The organism is Variovorax ureilyticus (assembly GCF_037889935.1).
GTDB classification, from domain to species: domain Bacteria; phylum Pseudomonadota; class Gammaproteobacteria; order Burkholderiales; family Burkholderiaceae_C; genus Variovorax; species Variovorax ureilyticus.
Window position 1 is genome coordinate 1 of sequence record NZ_JBBKZU010000006.1, and the last position, 16,695, is coordinate 16,695.

15 protein-coding genes and 1 pseudogene are annotated in these 16,695 nt (G+C 66.3%); 7 read left to right on the forward strand and 9 right to left on the reverse strand.

Annotated features, from left to right (window positions below):
- From WKW77_RS14610 to WKW77_RS14620, 3 genes and pseudogenes are all read right to left on the reverse strand, one after another.
- A pseudogene (locus WKW77_RS14610) lies at window positions 1-126 on the reverse strand (electron transfer flavoprotein subunit beta/FixA family protein); the annotation flags it as partial.
- A gap of 154 nt (window positions 127-280) precedes the next feature.
- The gene (locus WKW77_RS14615; protein ID WP_340357581.1) at window positions 281-1,567 is read right to left on the reverse strand and encodes a mechanosensitive ion channel family protein; all 1,287 of its coding nucleotides are present in this window, start codon (window positions 1,565-1,567) and stop codon (window positions 281-283) included.
- A 4-nt stretch (window positions 1,568-1,571) separates the two neighbouring features.
- The gene (locus WKW77_RS14620) at window positions 1,572-2,525 is read right to left on the reverse strand and encodes a histone deacetylase family protein (RefSeq protein ID WP_340357582.1); all 954 of its coding nucleotides are present in this window, start codon (window positions 2,523-2,525) and stop codon (window positions 1,572-1,574) included.
- A gap of 74 nt (window positions 2,526-2,599) precedes the next feature.
- Here WKW77_RS14620 and WKW77_RS14625 point away from each other — a divergent pair, with 74 nt between their 5' ends.
- From WKW77_RS14625 to WKW77_RS14655, 7 genes are all read left to right on the forward strand, one after another.
- The gene (locus WKW77_RS14625; RefSeq protein ID WP_340357583.1) at window positions 2,600-3,520 is read left to right on the forward strand and encodes an AAA family ATPase; all 921 of its coding nucleotides are present in this window, start codon (window positions 2,600-2,602) and stop codon (window positions 3,518-3,520) included.
- Window positions 3,517-4,524 (forward strand): DUF58 domain-containing protein, encoded by a 1,008-nt coding sequence (locus tag WKW77_RS14630; RefSeq protein WP_340357584.1) that lies wholly within the window; start codon window positions 3,517-3,519, stop codon window positions 4,522-4,524. Before WKW77_RS14625 ends, WKW77_RS14630 begins: the two co-directional genes overlap by 4 nt.
- The gene (locus WKW77_RS14635; RefSeq protein WP_340357585.1) at window positions 4,518-6,506 is read left to right on the forward strand and encodes a transglutaminase TgpA family protein; all 1,989 of its coding nucleotides are present in this window, start codon (window positions 4,518-4,520) and stop codon (window positions 6,504-6,506) included. The genes WKW77_RS14630 and WKW77_RS14635 overlap by 7 nt, the downstream gene beginning before the upstream one ends.
- Before the next feature lie 65 nt (window positions 6,507-6,571).
- Window positions 6,572-7,660 carry a lytic murein transglycosylase B gene (gene mltB / locus WKW77_RS14640; RefSeq protein ID WP_340357586.1) on the forward strand — a complete coding sequence of 363 codons (1,089 nt, stop codon included), beginning with the start codon at window positions 6,572-6,574 and terminating at the stop codon, window positions 7,658-7,660.
- Window positions 7,660-8,283: an HD domain-containing protein gene (locus WKW77_RS14645; RefSeq protein ID WP_340357587.1), complete on the forward strand. Its 624-nt coding sequence runs from the start codon at window positions 7,660-7,662 to the stop codon at window positions 8,281-8,283. Before mltB ends, WKW77_RS14645 begins: the two co-directional genes overlap by 1 nt.
- A 33-nt stretch (window positions 8,284-8,316) precedes the next feature.
- Entirely contained in the window at window positions 8,317-8,730 is a 414-nt protein-coding gene (locus tag WKW77_RS14650; RefSeq protein ID WP_340357588.1) for a PaaI family thioesterase, read from the forward strand.
- A gap of 213 nt (window positions 8,731-8,943) precedes the next feature.
- Window positions 8,944-9,696: a carbonic anhydrase family protein gene (locus tag WKW77_RS14655; protein ID WP_340357589.1), complete on the forward strand. Its 753-nt coding sequence runs from the start codon at window positions 8,944-8,946 to the stop codon at window positions 9,694-9,696.
- A gap of 1,171 nt (window positions 9,697-10,867) precedes the next feature.
- Here WKW77_RS14655 and WKW77_RS14660 read toward each other — a convergent pair.
- From WKW77_RS14660 to WKW77_RS14685, 6 genes are all read right to left on the reverse strand, one after another.
- Window positions 10,868-11,287: an SRPBCC family protein gene (locus WKW77_RS14660; RefSeq protein ID WP_340357590.1), complete on the reverse strand. Its 420-nt coding sequence runs from the start codon at window positions 11,285-11,287 to the stop codon at window positions 10,868-10,870.
- 320 nt (window positions 11,288-11,607) lie between these two features.
- Window positions 11,608-13,338 (reverse strand): ABC transporter substrate-binding protein, encoded by a 1,731-nt coding sequence (locus WKW77_RS14665; RefSeq protein WP_340357591.1) that lies wholly within the window; start codon window positions 13,336-13,338, stop codon window positions 11,608-11,610.
- Window positions 13,339-13,424: 86 nt separating this feature from the next.
- Complete coding sequence (locus WKW77_RS14670; RefSeq protein ID WP_340357592.1) at window positions 13,425-13,733, reverse strand: DUF2160 domain-containing protein; 309 nt, start codon at window positions 13,731-13,733, stop codon at window positions 13,425-13,427.
- Window positions 13,734-13,859: 126 nt separating this feature from the next.
- On the reverse strand, window positions 13,860-14,672 hold the full coding sequence (locus WKW77_RS14675) for a carbohydrate ABC transporter permease (protein ID WP_340357593.1): 813 nt from the start codon (window positions 14,670-14,672) through the stop codon (window positions 13,860-13,862).
- Window positions 14,669-15,562 carry a carbohydrate ABC transporter permease gene (locus tag WKW77_RS14680; protein ID WP_340357594.1) on the reverse strand — a complete coding sequence of 298 codons (894 nt, stop codon included), beginning with the start codon at window positions 15,560-15,562 and terminating at the stop codon, window positions 14,669-14,671. The genes WKW77_RS14675 and WKW77_RS14680 overlap by 4 nt, the downstream gene beginning before the upstream one ends.
- 61 nt (window positions 15,563-15,623) lie before the next feature.
- Window positions 15,624-16,694: an ABC transporter ATP-binding protein gene (locus WKW77_RS14685; protein WP_340357595.1), complete on the reverse strand. Its 1,071-nt coding sequence runs from the start codon at window positions 16,692-16,694 to the stop codon at window positions 15,624-15,626.
- Window position 16,695 lies beyond the last annotated feature (1 nt).

The window sequence follows — 16,695 nt, forward strand, 5'->3', positions numbered from 1 at the left end:
GGCGATCTCGTCGAAGGGGTTCATGCTCATCTTGACGTTGGCAATGTCCACACCGGTGCCGTCGCTCTTCACGCGCACCTTCACGTTGTAGTCGACGACCCGCTTGACGGGGACCAGGATCTTCATTGGCTTGACTCCATTGAATTGCGAAACCGGGAGATGTACAGGGCAGCCGATGATTTTAGGCACCGGGCCCTGCGCGAAGTGTTCATTTCAATCAGGGGTTGCGCTGCGAAAGCAGGCGCGAAGGAAAAATCGAACGATCGTGCTTTTTTCGTAATTATAGATGCGCATCTGGCAAAGGCGAAGCATCAGAAGGTAACGATGCGACGCGAACCACCCGCTGCGGGCTGGCGATGGTGATGCCCGCCGACCGCAGCCCTTCGAGAATGGCGATGTTGATCGCCGAGCGAAGGTTGTCCCGTCCCTTGTCGGGGTCGGAGACCCAGAAATTGAGGTTGAACTCTAATCCGTCCGGCACGAAGTTCAGCAGGAAGGCCACCGGCGCCGGATCGGCCAGGACTCGCGATTGCGCCTTCGCCGCGTTCAACAGAATGGCCTGCACCTTCCCCACGTCGCTGTCGTAGCCGACGATGATGTTCGTCTGGACGTTGAACTTGAGATCCGCCTGCGACAGGTTCTCGACGCGGCTCGTGATCAGCGATTCGTTCGGCACGATCGATTCGCGCCCGTTGCCCGCCCTCACCAGGGTGTAGCGCGTCTTGATGTCGGTGATGCGCCCCTCGAAGCCGTCGACCCGCACGTTGTCGCCGATGCGTATCGAGCGCTCCAGAAGAATCACGAAGCCGCTCACGTAGTTGGCCGCGAGCTTCTGCAGGCCGAAGCCGAGGCCGACGCCCAGCGCGCCGCCGAGCACCGACAGTGCCGTCAGGTCCACGCCCACCGCGGACAGCGCGAACAGCAGGCCGATCAGCAGCAGGAAGGCGCGGACCGCATTCGACGCCACCTTGCGCATCGAGAGATCGGTCACCGCCTCGCGCAGGATGCGCTTCTCGATCGTCGACGAGATCCACAGCGCGATCGCCAGCACCAGCCCGGCCGACAGCGCCCCGTCGAGGATGGTGCGCAGACTCACGCGCGTGCGGCCGAAGGCCAGCGTGATCTCGTCCAGTTCTGCCAGCACCGGCGGCAGCAGGCCGACGATCCAGAGAATCGCGCCGACCCAGACGACCCACGAGATGGTGCGCTCCAGCAGCCGAGCCATCGCCGAGGCCGGAAACACGGCGTGCAACACCCGCGCGAAGAAGCGGATCACCGCCAGCGAGATGAACACCGACACGGCGATGCGCAGCACCAGCACCGGCTGGAAGGTCAGCACCCCGCGCCGCGCCAGATCGGTGAAGAGCAATGCGAGCAACGGGAACAGCAGCCCGTCGACGACGCGCACGCCGAACCAGATGGAGTCCTTCGGCTGGTCGCGCCCGAACCAGCGGCACACGCCCCATGCGACCGCCACGCAGCCGATAAGGATTGCAAATTCGATCGAGAGGCTGCGCGCCTCGACCTGGCTGAATTTCTGGGTAAAGGTGAGGGCGCTGAAATCCATCGATCTACAAATCGGCCAGCACCCTCAGATGTTCTTCGACGCTGCGCGCCAGCGCATCGAGGTTGTAGCCGCCTTCGAGCATTGACACGATGCGGCCCTGCGCATGGCGGCGCGCCACATCGACGATGCGGCTGGTGATCCAGCCGTAGTCGTTTTCGTTGAGTTTGAGTTGGCCGAGATCGTCGTCGCGATGCGCATCGAAGCCCGCGCTGACGAAGACCATCTGCGGCTTGAATTCTTCCAGCCGCGGCATCCAGCACGCCTCGATCAGTTCGCGAACATCCATGCCCTTGGTGTAGGCCGGCACCGGCACGTTGAGCATGTTCGGCGCCGGATGGTCCGTGCCGCTGTACGGATAGAACGGGTGCTGGAAGATGCCCACCATCAGCACGCGCGGATCGTTGCTGAGGATGTCTTCCGTGCCGTTGCCGTGGTGCACGTCGAAATCGACGACCGCGACGCGCTCCAGCCCGTGGTGCTCGAGCGCATGGCGTGCCGCGATCGCGACGTTGTTGTAGAAGCAGAAGCCCATCGCCTTGTCGCGGCAGGCGTGATGGCCCGGCGGACGCACCGCGCAGAAGGCGTTTTCGAGCTGGCCGCCGATGACGGCATCCGTCGCCGCGATCGCCGCCCCGGCGGCTCGGCGGGCGGCCAGCACCGTGAAGCGGTTCATCGACGTGTCGGGATCGATCTGCGCATGGTCCGGGCCGCCGGCGGGCTCGTCCTCGACGAGGCGCTGGCTGAGCGCTTCGAGATGCTCCATGTGCGCCACGCTGTGCGCGCGCGTGATTTGCGGCAGCGTCGCCAGCGGCACCTCGCCGCGTTCGAGTGCGTCGCCCACGCCGGTGACGAGCAATCGGTCCTCGATGGCATCGAGCCTCGCGGGGCATTCCGGATGCCCCTGCCCCATCTCGTGTCTCCAGCAGTCGCGGTGCGTGAAATAACCGGTTTTGCCCATGGGTCGTTCTTCGCCAGGGCCTTGCGTCCGAGGGGCCGCGAGGCTTAGGGTATGGTTTGCATATGGATACAAAAATGGACGTTGCCGCGAAGCTCGCCAGTTTGCTCGGGCAGCTTAACACGGTGATCGTCGGCAAAGAGGCCCAGGTGCGCGACTGCGTGGCCTGTCTTCTCGCCGGCGGCCACCTGCTGATCGAGGACGTGCCCGGCGTCGGCAAGACCACGCTCGCGCATGCGCTGTCGCACACCTTCGGGTTGCAGTTCTCGCGCGTCCAGTTCACCGCGGACCTGATGCCGGGCGACCTGTCCGGCGTCGCGATCTACGACCGCGGGCAGCAGAGCTTCGTGTTCCATCCCGGCCCGATCTTTGCCCAGGTGCTGCTGGCGGACGAGATCAACCGGGCCAGCCCCAAGACGCAAAGCGCGCTGCTGGAGGCAATGGAAGAAAAGCAGGTGACCGTCGAGGGCGAAACCCGCCCGTTGCCGACGCCCTTCTTCGTTATCGCCACGCAGAACCCACACGAGCAACTCGGCACCTTCGCGCTGCCCGAATCGCAGCTCGACCGCTTCCTGATGCGCATCTCGCTCGGCTACCCCGACCGCGCCGCCGAGCGCGAGCTGCTGGCGGGCGCCGACCGGCGCGACCTGCTCGCGGGGCTGCCGGCGCTGCTGACCGCCGGCGAACTGACCGCCCTGCAGCAACGCGTGCTGCAGGTGCATGCGGCGGAACCGCTGCTCAACTATGTGCAGGACCTGATCGCGGCGACGCGCTCGGGCCGCTGGTTCCTGCAGGGCCTGTCGCCGCGCGCGGGCATCGCGGTGCTGCGCGCGGCCAAGGCGCAGGCGCTGCTCGCCAACCGCGACTACGTGGCGCCCGACGACATCCAGGCGGTGCTGCCGCAGACCATCGCCCACCGCCTCACGCCGGTCGGCGATGCGGGCCGGGGCGCGGTCGAGCAGGTGCGCGCCATGATCGCGGCGGTGCCTTTGCCGTGACTTCGCCGCCGCCCGCTCGCAGGTGGGTCGCGCATCCGTTCGCGCCGCTGCGGTCCCGCATCGACCGGTGGTTCCTGTCGCGCCGCCCGCCGTCCGACACGCTCGAACTCACGCAGCGCAACGTCTACATCCTGCCGACCCGGGCCGGCTGGATGCTCGCCGCGACGCTGCTGGTTCTGCTGGTCGGCTCGATCAACTACCAGCTCAACCTCGGCTATCTGCTGACCTTCCTGCTCGCGGGCTGCGTGGCCGTCGGCATGCATGTGTGCCACGGCACCCTGCGCGGGCTGGCGATGCGGCTGATGCCGCCCGAGCCGCAGTACGCCGGTTCGGCCGCGGTGTTCCGCATCATGCTGACCAACGCGCGCCGCAGCACACGCTACGGCATCGGATTCGCGGTGCACCGCAGCGGGCAATGGTCATGGAGCGACGTGCCTGCGCAAGGCAGCGCGACGGTCGAGGTCGCGTTCAAGCCCGAGCGGCGCGGCCTCCATGCCGTGCCGACGCTGACCGCCGAAACGCGCTTCCCGCTCGGCACCTTCCGCGTCTGGTCGATCTGGCGTCCGGCTTCGCAGGTGCTGGTCTACCCCGCGCCCGAACCCAACCCGCCGCCGCTGCCCGAGGCCGAACCGCTGGCCGGCCCCAGCGCGGCCATGGCGACGCGCGCGCACGTCGCGGGCGAGTACGACGGCGTTCGCGCCTACCGGCGTGGCGATTCGCTCAAGCTCGTCGTGTGGAAGCGCGCCGCGCAGGCGCAGGCCGCCGGCTCCGATGAACTGATCAGCCGCGACACGCTGCAGGCGCAGCGCGCGCAACTCTGGCTCGATGCGCAGCATGCGGGCCTTGCCGACGCCGAAGCGCGGCTTTCCCGCCTCTGTGCCTGGATACTGATGGCCGATCACCTGGGCGTGGACTATGGGTTGCGTGCGGGCGGCCGCATCGTCCAGCCGTCCCAGGGCGAGGCGCACAAGCGGCAATGCCTGGAGCTGCTCGCCTTATGTTGAGCAAGCTCCAGGCCCTGCCGCGGGACGCCCGGGACACCCTCTTCCTGCTGTCGGTCATCGGCCTCATCCTCCTTCCGCAGGTGCCGCACCTGCCCTGGTGGTGCACCCTGCTCGCGGCGATCGTGCTGGCCTGGCGCGGCTCGCTCGCGGTGCAGGCGAGGCCGTTGCCCAGCAAATGGTGGCGCGTCGCGCTGCTGGCGATCACGCTGGTCGCCACGTATGCCACGCACCGCACGCTGCTCGGACGCGACGCGGGCGTGACGCTCATCGTGATCCTGCTCGCGCTCAAGACGCTGGAACTGCGTGCGCGGCGCGATGCGTTCGTCATCTTCTTCCTGGGCTTCTTCACGATGCTCACGAACTTCTTCTATTCGCAGTCCCTGCCGACCGCGTTCGCGATGCTGCTCGCGCTCCTCGGGCTGCTCACCGCGCTGGTCAACGCCCACATGCCCGTCGGCCGACCACCGCTCGCGCAGGCGGCGCGCACCGCGGGCGCGATGGCGCTGCTGGGTGCGCCGGTCATGGTGGTGCTGTTCGTGCTCTTCCCGCGCATCGCGCCGCTCTGGGGCATGCCGGGCGACGCGATGGCCGGGCGCACCGGCCTGTCGGGCTCCATGCGGGTCGGCACCATCGCGGAGCTCGCGCTGGACGACGGCATCGCCGCGCGCGTCAAGTTCGATGGCGACCGCATCCCGGCGCGATCGAGCCTCTACTTTCGCGGCCCGGTGCTCTCGCAGTTCGACGGCCGCGAATGGAAGGCAGCGCCCGCCCTGCGGCAGCAGCCCCCGGCGGACCTTCAGACGCGCGGCGAGCCGATCCGCTACGAAGTCACGCTGGAGCCATCCAACCGCCCGTGGCTGCTCACGCTCGAAGCCGCACCGCACGCGCCCGAACTGCCTGAACACACGGTGCTCGGCACACCCGACCTGCAGTGGATCGCCAGCCGCCCCATTGGCGATCTGGTGCGCTATCGCGCGGAAAGCTTCACCGAGTTCCAGTACGGCCCGCTGCGCCGCACCCGCGCGCTGCAGGCCTACGTGGCACTGCCGCCGGGATCGAACCCGCGCACCGTCGCCCTGGCCGCCGAAATGCGCAGCGACCCCGCGCTGGCCGGCGCCCCCACCCGCGCGCTGGTGCAGAACGTGCTGCAGCGCCTTCGTACCGGCGGCTACTCGTACACGCTGGAGCCAGGCGTCTATGGCGACGACACCGCCGACGTGTTCTGGTTCGACACCAAGGCCGGTTTCTGCGAGCACATCGCCTCGGCCTTCGTGGTGCTGATGCGCGCGCTCGACATCCCGGCGCGCATCGTCACCGGCTACCAGGGCGGCGAGCTCAACGCCGTCGACAACTACTGGGTGCTGCGCCACAGCGACGCCCATGCCTGGGCCGAGGTCTGGCAGGAGGGCCTGGGCTGGACCCGCGTCGATCCCACCGGCGCGATCTCGCCCGACCGGGTGGGCCAGTTCCGGCGCCTCGCGACACAGCCGGGCCTGTTGGCCGAGGCGATCGAATCGATGACGCCGTCGCTCGTGCTCAGCCTGCGCGCCACCTGGGAAGCCATCAACAACGGCTGGAACCAGCGGGTGCTCAACTACACGCAGAGCCGGCAGCTCAACCTGCTCAAGAACATCGGCTTCGAGGCCCCGAGCCTGCAGGACCTGATCCTCGTGCTGCTGGTGCTGCTGGTCGCCGCCAGCCTGGCGGGCGCCGGCTGGACCTTGTGGGAACGCAGCCAGCACGACCCGTGGCTGCGTCTGCTCGCACAGGCCCGGGCACGGTTGAAGCTGGCCGGCATCGATGTGCCCGAAGCCACGCCCCCGCGTCAGATGGCCGCGCGCCTCGCCGAACGATTCGGCGCCGAAGCGCAGGCGGCGCAGGACTGGCTGCTGCGCCTCGAAGCCCAGCGCTATGCGAAATCGCCGGCAGCCGCCTTGCCGACGCTGCGCGCGGAGTTCCGCCGGCTCACCTGGCCGCGCTGAATCGCCGCTGAAACCACATGTGAACTTCGTCCGACACGTGCCGCGCCGACGGCACAATCCCAGCGATGCCACGCCCCCTGCCCTCCGTTCTCTCCCACGTGCTCTTCGCGGCCCTGCTCTGCGCCGCCTCCCTGATGCCCGGCACGCTGTCCACCGCGCAAGCGGCGCCTGACAAGCGCAATGCGCCTTCGCGGGCCATCGCGTATTCCACCCGCGAGGACGCCATGCAATTCGCGGACGAGATCGCCGCGCGCCGCGACCTCGACCGCCAATGGGTGCGCGCCACCATCGGCAATGCCAAGCTGCTGCCCAACGTACCGCGCCTGATGCTTCCCGCGCCCACGGGCACACCGAAGAACTGGTATGTCTACCGTAGCCGCTTCATCGACCCGGTGCGTATCCAGGCCGGCATGCGCTTCTGGCGCAACAACGCGTCCACGCTGGCGCGCGCCGAGGCGGAGTTCGGCGTGCCGGCCGAAATCATCGTGGGCATCGTCGGTGTCGAGACCATCTACGGGCGCAACATGGGGAGCTTCCGCGTAATCGATGCGCTCGCCACGCTGGCCTTCGACTTTCCGGAATCGCACCCTCGCGCCAGGGAGCGACAGGCCTTCTTCCGCAGCGAGCTCGAAAGCTTCCTCAGTACCGAAAGCCGCACCAACGAGAACCCGCTGCTTCCGCTGGGCAGCTACGCCGGTGCGATGGGCATGCCCCAGTTCATGCCCAGCAGCATCGCCAAGTACGCGGTCGACTACGACGGCGACGGCCGCATCGACCTCGTCAACAACCCGGTCGACGTGATCGGCTCCGTGGCCAACTACTTCAAGGCGTTCGGCTGGCAGCCGGGCATGCCGCCGATCTTCCCGGTGCGCTTCGACGAAGCGCGCCTGCAGAAGGCAGTGCTGCTCGGCCCGGACATCGTGCCCACCTTCAGCGCTGATGCCTTCGTCGCGGGCGGCGCAGTGCTGGACGGCGAAGCACAGCAGTTCAAGGGATTGCTTGCGTTGATCGAGCTGCAGAACGGCGGCGATCTACCCAGCTACGTGGCCGGCACGCAGAACTTCTACGTGATCACGCGCTACAACTGGAGCAGCTACTACGCGATGTCGGTGATCGAACTCGGACGCGAGGTGCGCGCCGCGATGGAGAACTGATGGACGAGGCCGCACTGCACGAATCGTGGGTCAACGCCTGGCGCGCGCTGGGCGTCGCGTCGCCCAGCGAAGCCTTGCTGGACGAACTGCTCGCCGCCCATTGCGAAGCGCATCGCGCTTATCACACGCTCCAGCATCTGGGCGAATGCCTCGCACTCCTTCACGCGCGGCGCGACCGGCCCGCGCAGCACCCGGCCGAAGTGGCGCTGGCGCTGTGGTTCCACGACGCGGTCTACGACGTGCACCGCCAGGACAACGAGCAACGCAGCGCCGACTGGGCACGGCGCGTGATGCTCGAATCGGGCATCGCATCCGACGCCGCGGATCGCGTCCACGCGCTGATCATCGCGACGCGCCACGACGCGCAGCCCGAAGACGCGGATGCACAACTGCTGGTCGACATCGACCTCGCCATCCTCGGCGCGACGCCCGAGCGATTCGCCGAATACGAACGGCAGATCCGCATCGAATACCTGCACGTGCCCGCCGACGTCTTCGAGGCGAAGCGGCGCGAAATCCTCGCGGGATTTCTCGCGCGCGATCCGCTCTATCTCACTGGGCCGATGCGCGCCCGCTTCGAGGAAGCCGCACGCGCCAACCTGAGCCGCGCGATCAAGCGCTGACAATCGCTGCACATCCAACAGCGGACACCCTCCATGAACGACGATCTCGACGAACGCATCCGCTCGGGCAAGGCGCTGAGCGAATCGATGGGCAATTTCCATGTGACCGGGTGGGACCCCGAACGCAAGCTGCTCAGTGCCGCCTTCACGGTGCGGCGCGAGTACTGCCACACCAACGGAACGATCGCGCAAGGCGGCTTCATCACCGCGTGGCTCGACGCGGCGATGGCGCACGCGGTGATGCACGAGTCCGATCACAGGCAGACCGTCTTCAGCCTGGAGATCAAGGTCAGCTTCTACGAGAAGGTCGGCCCCGGGGAGGGCCGCACCGAGGCACGCGTCATCCGGCGCGGCAAGCGGGTCGCATTTCTCGAAGCCTCGCTCTACAACCCGCAAGGCAAGCTCGCGGCGGAAGCGACCTCGACGGGGATGCTGGCCGACCTCTAGGACCGAGGCGCCAGGCTGCGCGACGATCGCAACTCGTCCCGTATGCTGGTCGCGTTGTGTTACGCCTCTTTGACACGGCGATGCACGCGCAGGCGATCAGTCCGGTTGAATTGCCGTGCAACGCGCATCAGAATTCGCAAGCCCCTGCGCGCGCAGAACGATATGAAGGCCGCGGCTCGTCCGACAGGTGCAAACCGTCCCCAAGGAGTGCAAATGAGAGCAAACACCCCGTGCTGTTCCGGGAACCCGATCGTTCCCCCTGGACGGCGCACATGGCTCAAAGCCACCTGCTCCGGTACAGCCCTCGTGATGGCCGGCATCGGCCTGCGTACGGAATCCGCCGAGGCGGCTTCACTCTCCAAGACCCAACGCGATGCGCTGACGCCCGACAAGGTCATCGAGATGATGAAGAGGGGCAACCAGCGCTTCCGCGCCGGCAAGTCGCAAGCACATGATTTCCTGGCACAGAAGCGGTCCAGCGCAGCGGGTCAGTATCCCGCCGCGGTGATCCTGAGCTGCATCGATTCGCGCGCGCCGGCCGAGATCGTGCTCGACATGGGCATCGGCGACACCTTCAACGCACGCATCGCCGGCAACATCGCCAACAAGGACCTGATGGGCAGCCTGGAGTTCGCGTGCGCGGCCGCGGGTGCCAAGGTGGTGCTGGTGATGGGGCATACGGCGTGCGGTGCCATTCGCGGCGCCATCGACAACGTGCAGCTCGGCAATCTCACGGGCTTGCTCGACGTCATCAAACCGGCCGTCGCGGCGACGACCTACGAAGGCGATCGGTCCAGCAAGAACGCCGCATTCGTCGACGCGGTGGCGAAGACCAATGTGCAGCTCACCATCGACGCGCTCAGAAGCGGCAGCCCGATCCTTGCGGATCTGGAGAAGAAGGGGCAGATCAAGATCGTCGGGTCGATGTACGACCTGTCGAATGGGCGGGTGACCTTCCTCGGTTAGGCAAGGCGCGCATCCATGATTCGCGCAGAAGCAGCTCCTTCGGTCTCGACGCGGTGCATCAAGAGCCCGGCCTGGGATCTCGTCTGGATCCTGAATCCTCTATGGCTGGTGCCGCTGGTCCTGCTGCTCGCGCAGGGCCATGAAGACGCCCGCAACAGCCCTGTCGATGGCCTGTTCTTCGCCCTCGCCGTGCCGCTGTGGTTCGGCCACCGTGTGTCTTCCGCCTGGCTGGCCTACGCGACCCCGGCCTATCGTCCCCTTCTCGCCCGGCAACGGGTGCGCTTCGTCGTCGCCCCGCTGCTCATCGCGGCGGCTTGCTTCGCCGCGATGCTGGCGCCCGAAAGCGTATTGCCCATGGCGCTGGAGGAACGGGTCCTCTGGCTGGTGGTGCTGGACTTCGTGCTGGTGAGTCACCATTTCGCGGCCCAGCACTTCGGCTTGCTCAGCCTCTATCGCGCCCGGGCGGGCCGCGCGTCATCGCCGCACGTGCGGCGGCTCGACCGCTGGTTCGCGCTCGTCGTGGGCGGTGGCTTCGTCGTGGTGGCGCAGGCCCTGACGGGATCGATTGCCTTTCAGGAGCGCTGGATCGATCCGTGGCTCGGGGAAGTCGCGTCAGACCTGCTCGCACGCACGCTGCACGACGGTGGCATTGCCCTCGTCGTGATCCTGACCGGTCTCGTGCTCGGCGTGGAACTGCGCTCGGGGCGCCCCTCTCTGCCGCGCATCGGCTATGTCCTCAGCCTGGCGGCGATGGTGCTCCTGGCCTTCATCGCACGCGATCCGTTTCTCTTCATCGTGCTGTGGAGCGTGCAGCACTGGAGCGCCGCGATGGGCCTCACCTCGCTCGCGGCTGCCGGTGGCGAGCAGGCTGCGATCACGCGCTGGCAGCGTCTGCTCGCGCCCGTCAACCGGCGCGGCTGGGCCGTTCTGCTCGCGCTCTCCGTCGTCTCCGTGCTCCTGCTGCCGCTGCTGGAGGTGGAGGCCGTGACCGACGACTACGTCTACGCCGACCGCATCTTCGGCGAGGCTGCATGGTGGCTGCGCTCGTCGCCCTTCGCGCCGGTGCTGCTGGCGTTGGGCTTTGCGACCGCCTTCATCCACTACCTGCTGGACCGCGCGGCCTTTCGCTTCTCGTCACCGGACGTGCGGCAGGCCGCGCGCGGCTTGCTGATCACGCCGGCCCTTGCTGCTTCTTCTCCACGTGCCGCGCAAAGTTCTCCAGGATCGCCTGCCAGCCTTGCTGTTGCTGCTCGACCGGGAATGTCGTCTCGGCATCGAAGGTCACGCGCACCTTGACGCCATCGGGACCGCCGGTGAACTCGACCTGCGCGGTGCGGTCGCCGAAGGCATATTCGATCAACGCCTGCGGCACGATCTTCGTATAGGTGCCCGCGAAGTCGAAGCCCATGCTGCCATCCTTGGCCTCCATGCGCGACGAGAAGGCGCCGCCTTCGCGCAAGTCCACGGTGGCCGCGGTGGTGTGCCAATCGTCGGATGCGGCGTTCCACTGCTTGATGTCTTCGGGGGTGGTGTAGGCGCGCCAGACTTCGGCGAGGGGGGCGCGTACGGTGGTTTGGACAGTGATTTTCATGAACACTTCAGGTAGGAGGCAAACTGCGATGCTGACCTATTCGCCGCATCCCGGCAACCGGAAGCGGCGACCTTCTCGCATCGGCCTGAAAGGACGCCACATGGACCCGTTCGGCTACTCGAAGTTGAAGCTTGCCTGCAACGCAGCGCTCATGTCGCTGCTTTGGGCATGCTCGGGCGCACCGCCCTCCGCGTCAACGAGCCCATCCCGACTCGTTCATGAGGGCACCCCCTCTCGCGGATGACGCCGGACCGATCGAAAGGAAACGCGCGCAAGGTCCACACCTCGCGCGCGTTCTCTTCACCGATGCCGCAGTCGCATCAGCGCACCCGCCCCTCTCTCCAAGCCGTCAGCAACTTCGTGTAGTCGATGGTCTCCCCCTTCGGCTTCTCGTTGTCCAGCTTCTTCCACGGCGCGTGCTCGGTGCTCAGCATCTTCGCCGGGTCGCCCTTCGGCGCGAGCTTGGGCGCGCACTTCGCCATGCCCGCGCGTTCCAGGCGCGCCATCACCTGATCCATTTCCTCGGCGAGGTTGTCCATCGCCTTCTGCGGCGTCTTCTCGCCGGTCACTGCCTCCGCCACATTCTTCCACCACAGTTGCGCGAGCTTCGGGTAGTCGGGCACGTTGGTGCCGGTGGGCGTCCACGCCACGCGCGCGGGGCTGCGGTAGAACTCGATCAGGCCGCCGTACTTGTCGGCGTTCTTGGTGAAGTACTCGTGGCGGATATCGCTCTCGCGGATGAAGGTGAGTCCGACGACGCTCTTCTTGGTCGACACGGTCTTCGACGTCACGAACTGCGCGTAGAGCCAAGCAGCAGCGGTCTTGTTGGCGTCATGGCCCTTGAAGAAGGTCCACGAGCCGACGTCCTGGTAGCCGTTCTGCATGCCCTGCTTCCAGTACGGACCGTTGGGACCGGGGGCCATGCGCCACTTGGGCGAGCCGTCGGCATTGACGACGGGCAGGCCGGACTTGGTCATGTCCGCCGTGAACGCGGTGTACCAGAAGATCTGCTGCGCGATCTGGCCTTGCGCGGGCACCGGGCCGGCTTCGCCGAAGGTCATGCCGGTGGCTTCCTTGGGCGCGTATTTCTTCATCCAGTCGACGTACTTGGTGAGCGCGAAGACGGCCGCTGGCGAATTGGTCGCACCGCCTCGCGACACGCTGGCGCCGACCGGCGTGCACTTGTCGGCCGCGACCTTGATGCCCCACTCGTCCACCGGCATGCCGTTGGGGATGCCGACGTCGGCGGAGCCGGCCATGGAGAGCCAGGCATCGGTAAAGCGCCAGCCGAGGGACGGGTCCTTCTTGCCGTAGTCCATGTGGCCGTAGATGGCCTTGCCGTCGATGTTCTTCACGTCGTTGGTGAAGAACTCGGCGATGTCTTCGTACGCGCTCCAGTTGAGGGGCACGCCGAGGTCGTAGCCGTACTTGGCCTTGAACTTGTCCTTGAGGTCCTGCCGCGCGAAGAGGTCGGCGCGGAACCAGTAGAGGTTCGCGAACTGCTGGTCGGGCAGCTGGTAGAGCTGGCCGTCGGGCGCGGTCGTGAAGCTGGTGCCGATGAAGTCCTTCACGTCGAGGCCGGGGTTGGTCCACTCCTTGCCCGCGCCAGCCATGTACTCGGTGAGCGACATGATCTTGCCGTAGCGGTAGTGGGTGCCGATGAGGTCCGAATCGGAGATCCAGCCGTCATAGATCGACTTGCCCGACTGCATCGAAGTCTGCAGTTTCTCGACGACGTCGCCTTCCTGGATGATGTCGTGCTTGACCTTGATGCCGGTGATTTCCTCGAAGGCCTTGGTGAGGGTCTTCGATTCGTACTCGTGCGTGGTGATGGTCTCGGAGACGACCGAGATTTCCTTCACGCCCTTGTCCTGCAGCTTCTTGGCGGCGTCCATGAACCACTTCATCTCGGCCATCTGCTGGTCCTTGTCGAGACTCGATGGCTGGAACTCGCTGTCGATCCACTTCTTCGCTTCCGCCTCCCCGGCCCAGGCGCTGTGCATGGCCAGCGACGCTGCGGCTACTGCCAACGCTGTGTAGCGAAACTTCATACATGTCTCCTCAGTGGCGCTTCCCGCGGTTGTTTCGGAAGCCGGTTCCGGGAAAGCAGAGAACCGGTCCGGTTTGAAAAACTTTCTCAGCCCTTTCGCATGATCAGCATGAGCACGAGCATGGAGAGGACGAAGCTGATCCAGATCGAAGGCTCCGCATCCAGGCTCAGCCACTCCTGCAGCTTGCCCGCGATGCCGACGAAGACGAGGTTGATGTAGGCCGCGGTGAGCAGGCCGATGAAGAGCCGGTCGCCGCGCGTGGTTTCGAGCGGCAGCCATCCGCGCCGCAGCGTGGTGGGTGACTTGATCTCCCACACGGTCATGCCGATCAGCGCCAGCACGACGCAGATGAAAAATATGGCCACGGGGGTGGTCCAGACCATCCAATCAAGCACAACATTTCTCCAGATCGATGCCCTTTCGGGGAACGCCGCGGAACCGGCTTTGCCGGGCCGCTGGCGTTGCCCCCTGCAAGGGGGTTGGCGAAGCGACACGAAGTGCGCGAAGACCGGGGGTGGGCATCACACTCTCCCCATCGCGAAGCCCTTCGCGATGTAGTGACGCACGAACCAGATGACGATCGCGCCGGGCACGATGGTGAGCACGCCGGCCGCCGCGAGCGTGGCCCAGTCCATGCCGGATGCGCTGACGGTGCGGGTCATCGTCGCGACGATCGGCTTGGCGTTGACGCTGGTCAGCGTGCGCGCGAGCAGCAGTTCGACCCAGCTGAACATGAAGCAGAAGAAAGCCGCGACGCCGACGCCGGCCTTGATCAGAGGCAGGAAGATGGCGAGGAAAAAGCGCGGGAAGGAATAGCCGTCGATGTACGCGGTCTCGTCGATCTCGCGCGGGATGCCGCTCATGAAGCCTTCGAGAATCCACACCGCGAGCGGCACGTTGAACAGCAGGTGTGCCAGCGCGACGCCGATGTGCGTGTCCATCAGCCCCACCGTCGAATAGAGCTGGAAGAACGGCAGCAGGAAGACCGCCGGCGGCGTCATGCGGTTGGTCAGCAGCCAGAAGAAGACGTGCTTGTCGCCGAGGAAGGAATAGCGCGAGAACGCATACGCCGCCGGCAGCGCCACGCACAGCGAGATGACGGTGTTGATGACGACGTAGATCAGGCTGTTGATGTAGCCCGAGTACCAGCTCTCGTCAGTGAAGATGCGCCGGTAGTTGTCCCAGGTGAAGGTCTGCGGCAGGAACGAGAAGCTCGACAGGATCTCCTCGTTCGTCTTGAAGCTCATGTTGATCATCCAGTAGATGGGCAACAGCGCGAAGATCAGATAGAGCACCATGAACAAGGTGCGCTTCTGGAAGCGGTCTTCGTTCATTTCTCTTCTCCTTCCATGTCCTGCGTGCCGACGCGCAGCATCCAGTTGTAGAGCACGAAGCACAGCAGCAGGATGATGAGGAAGTAGATCAGCGAGAACGCCGCCGCCGGGCCGAGGTCGAACTGACCGACCGCCTTCTGCGTGAGGTACTGGCTCAGGAAGGTGGTCGCGTTGCCGGGCCCGCCGCCGGTGAGGACGAAGGGCTCGGTATAGATCATGAAGCTGTCCATGAAGCGCAACAGCACCGCGATGACGAGCACGCCGCGCATCTTCGGCAGCTGGATGTAGCGGAAGACGGCGAACTTGCTCGCGCCGTCGATGCGCGCAGCCTGGTAGTACGCATCGGGAATCGCGCGCAGTCCCGCGAAGCAAAGCAGCGCGACCAGCGGCGTCCAATGCCACACATCCATCAGCAGCACGGTGAGCCAGGCATGGCGCGCGTTGCCGGTGTAGTTGTAGTCGATGCCGATCTTCTGCAGCGCGTAGCCGAAGAGGCCGATGTCGGCGCGGCCGAAGATCTGCCAGATGGTGCCGACCACGTTCCACGGAATCAGCAGCGAGAGCGCGACGATCACCAGAACCGCGGAAGCCTTCCAGCCGGTGGAGGGCATCGAGAGCGCGAGCAGGATGCCGAGCGGGATCTCCACCAGCAGCACCGCGAGCGAGAAGCCCAGTTGACGCCACAGCGCGGCGTGCAGCTCGTCGTCGCGCATCACCGAGGCGAACCACTCGGTGCCGACGAAGACGCGGCGCTCGGGCGAGATGATGTCCTGCACCGAGTAGTTGACGACCGTCATGAGCGGCACGATGGCCGAGAAGGCCACGCAGAGCAACACCGGCAGCACGAGCCACCATGCCTTCTGGTTCAACGGCTTGTTGTTTCCGTTCATTCAGAAACCTCCGCGCTTCGCACTGCGGTGCGAGCTTGTTTGGGGCGGCCCGGCGCGGCGCTCATGCCACCAGCTCCTCGTCGCGGTAGAAGCAGCTCTTGTTGCCGACCACCCGCAGCCACACGGTGCTGCCGACATCGGGCAATGGCGCATCGGGCGCAAGGCGCGCTTTCAGCGTGCTTTCGCCCAGTCGGGCGGTGAGCATGGCGTGCGTGCCCACGTCCTGCGATTGGGTGATGACGGCCGGCACCGCGCCGGGCATGCCGGCGCCGACGAGCGAAAGGTATTCGGGGCGGATGCCGAGCTTGAGCGGGCCTTCCGGCAGTTCGCGCGCAGCCGGCAGGTGCTCGCCCGCGATGTCGAGCATGCCGCCGCGGCAGGTCACCGGCAGGAAGTTCATTCCGGGGGAGCCGATGAAGTGGCCGACGAAGGTGTGGGCGGGTCGCTCGAACAGCGCTTCGGCGGTGCCGATCTGCACCGCCTTGCCGCGCGTCATCACCACCACTTCTTCCGCGAAGGTCAACGCCTCGACCTGATCGTGCGTGACGTAGATCAGCGTGAGCTTGAGCTCGCGGTGAATCTGCTTGAGCTTGCGCCGCAACTGCCACTTGAGGTGCGGATCGATGACGGTCAGCGGTTCGTCGAAGAGCACCGCCGACACGTCGCTGCGCACGAGGCCCCGGCCCAGCGAAATCTTCTGCTTGGCATCGGCCGCAAGGCCGGCCGCGCGCTGGTTGAGCTGGCCGCTCAGGTCGAGCATCTCCGCGATCTCGCCGACGCGCTTGCGGATCTGCTCGGCGGGCATGTTCCGGTTGCGCAGCGGAAACGCGAGGTTCTGCGCCACGGTCATGGTGTCGTAGATCACCGGGAACTGGAACACCTGCGCGATGTTGCGCTGCTGAGGCGTCTCCAGCGTGACGTCGCGCCCGTTGAACTTGACGGTGCCCTTGGACGGCACCAGCAGGCCCGAGATGATGTTGAGCATCGTCGTCTTGCCACAGCCCGAAGGGCCGAGCAAGGCATAGGCGCCACCGTCGCGGAAGCTCATCTTCAGCGGCAACAGTGCGTAGTCGCTGTCCTGCGTGGGGTTGGGCCGGTAGGCGTGCGCGAGGTCGAGGTCGATGCGTGCCATG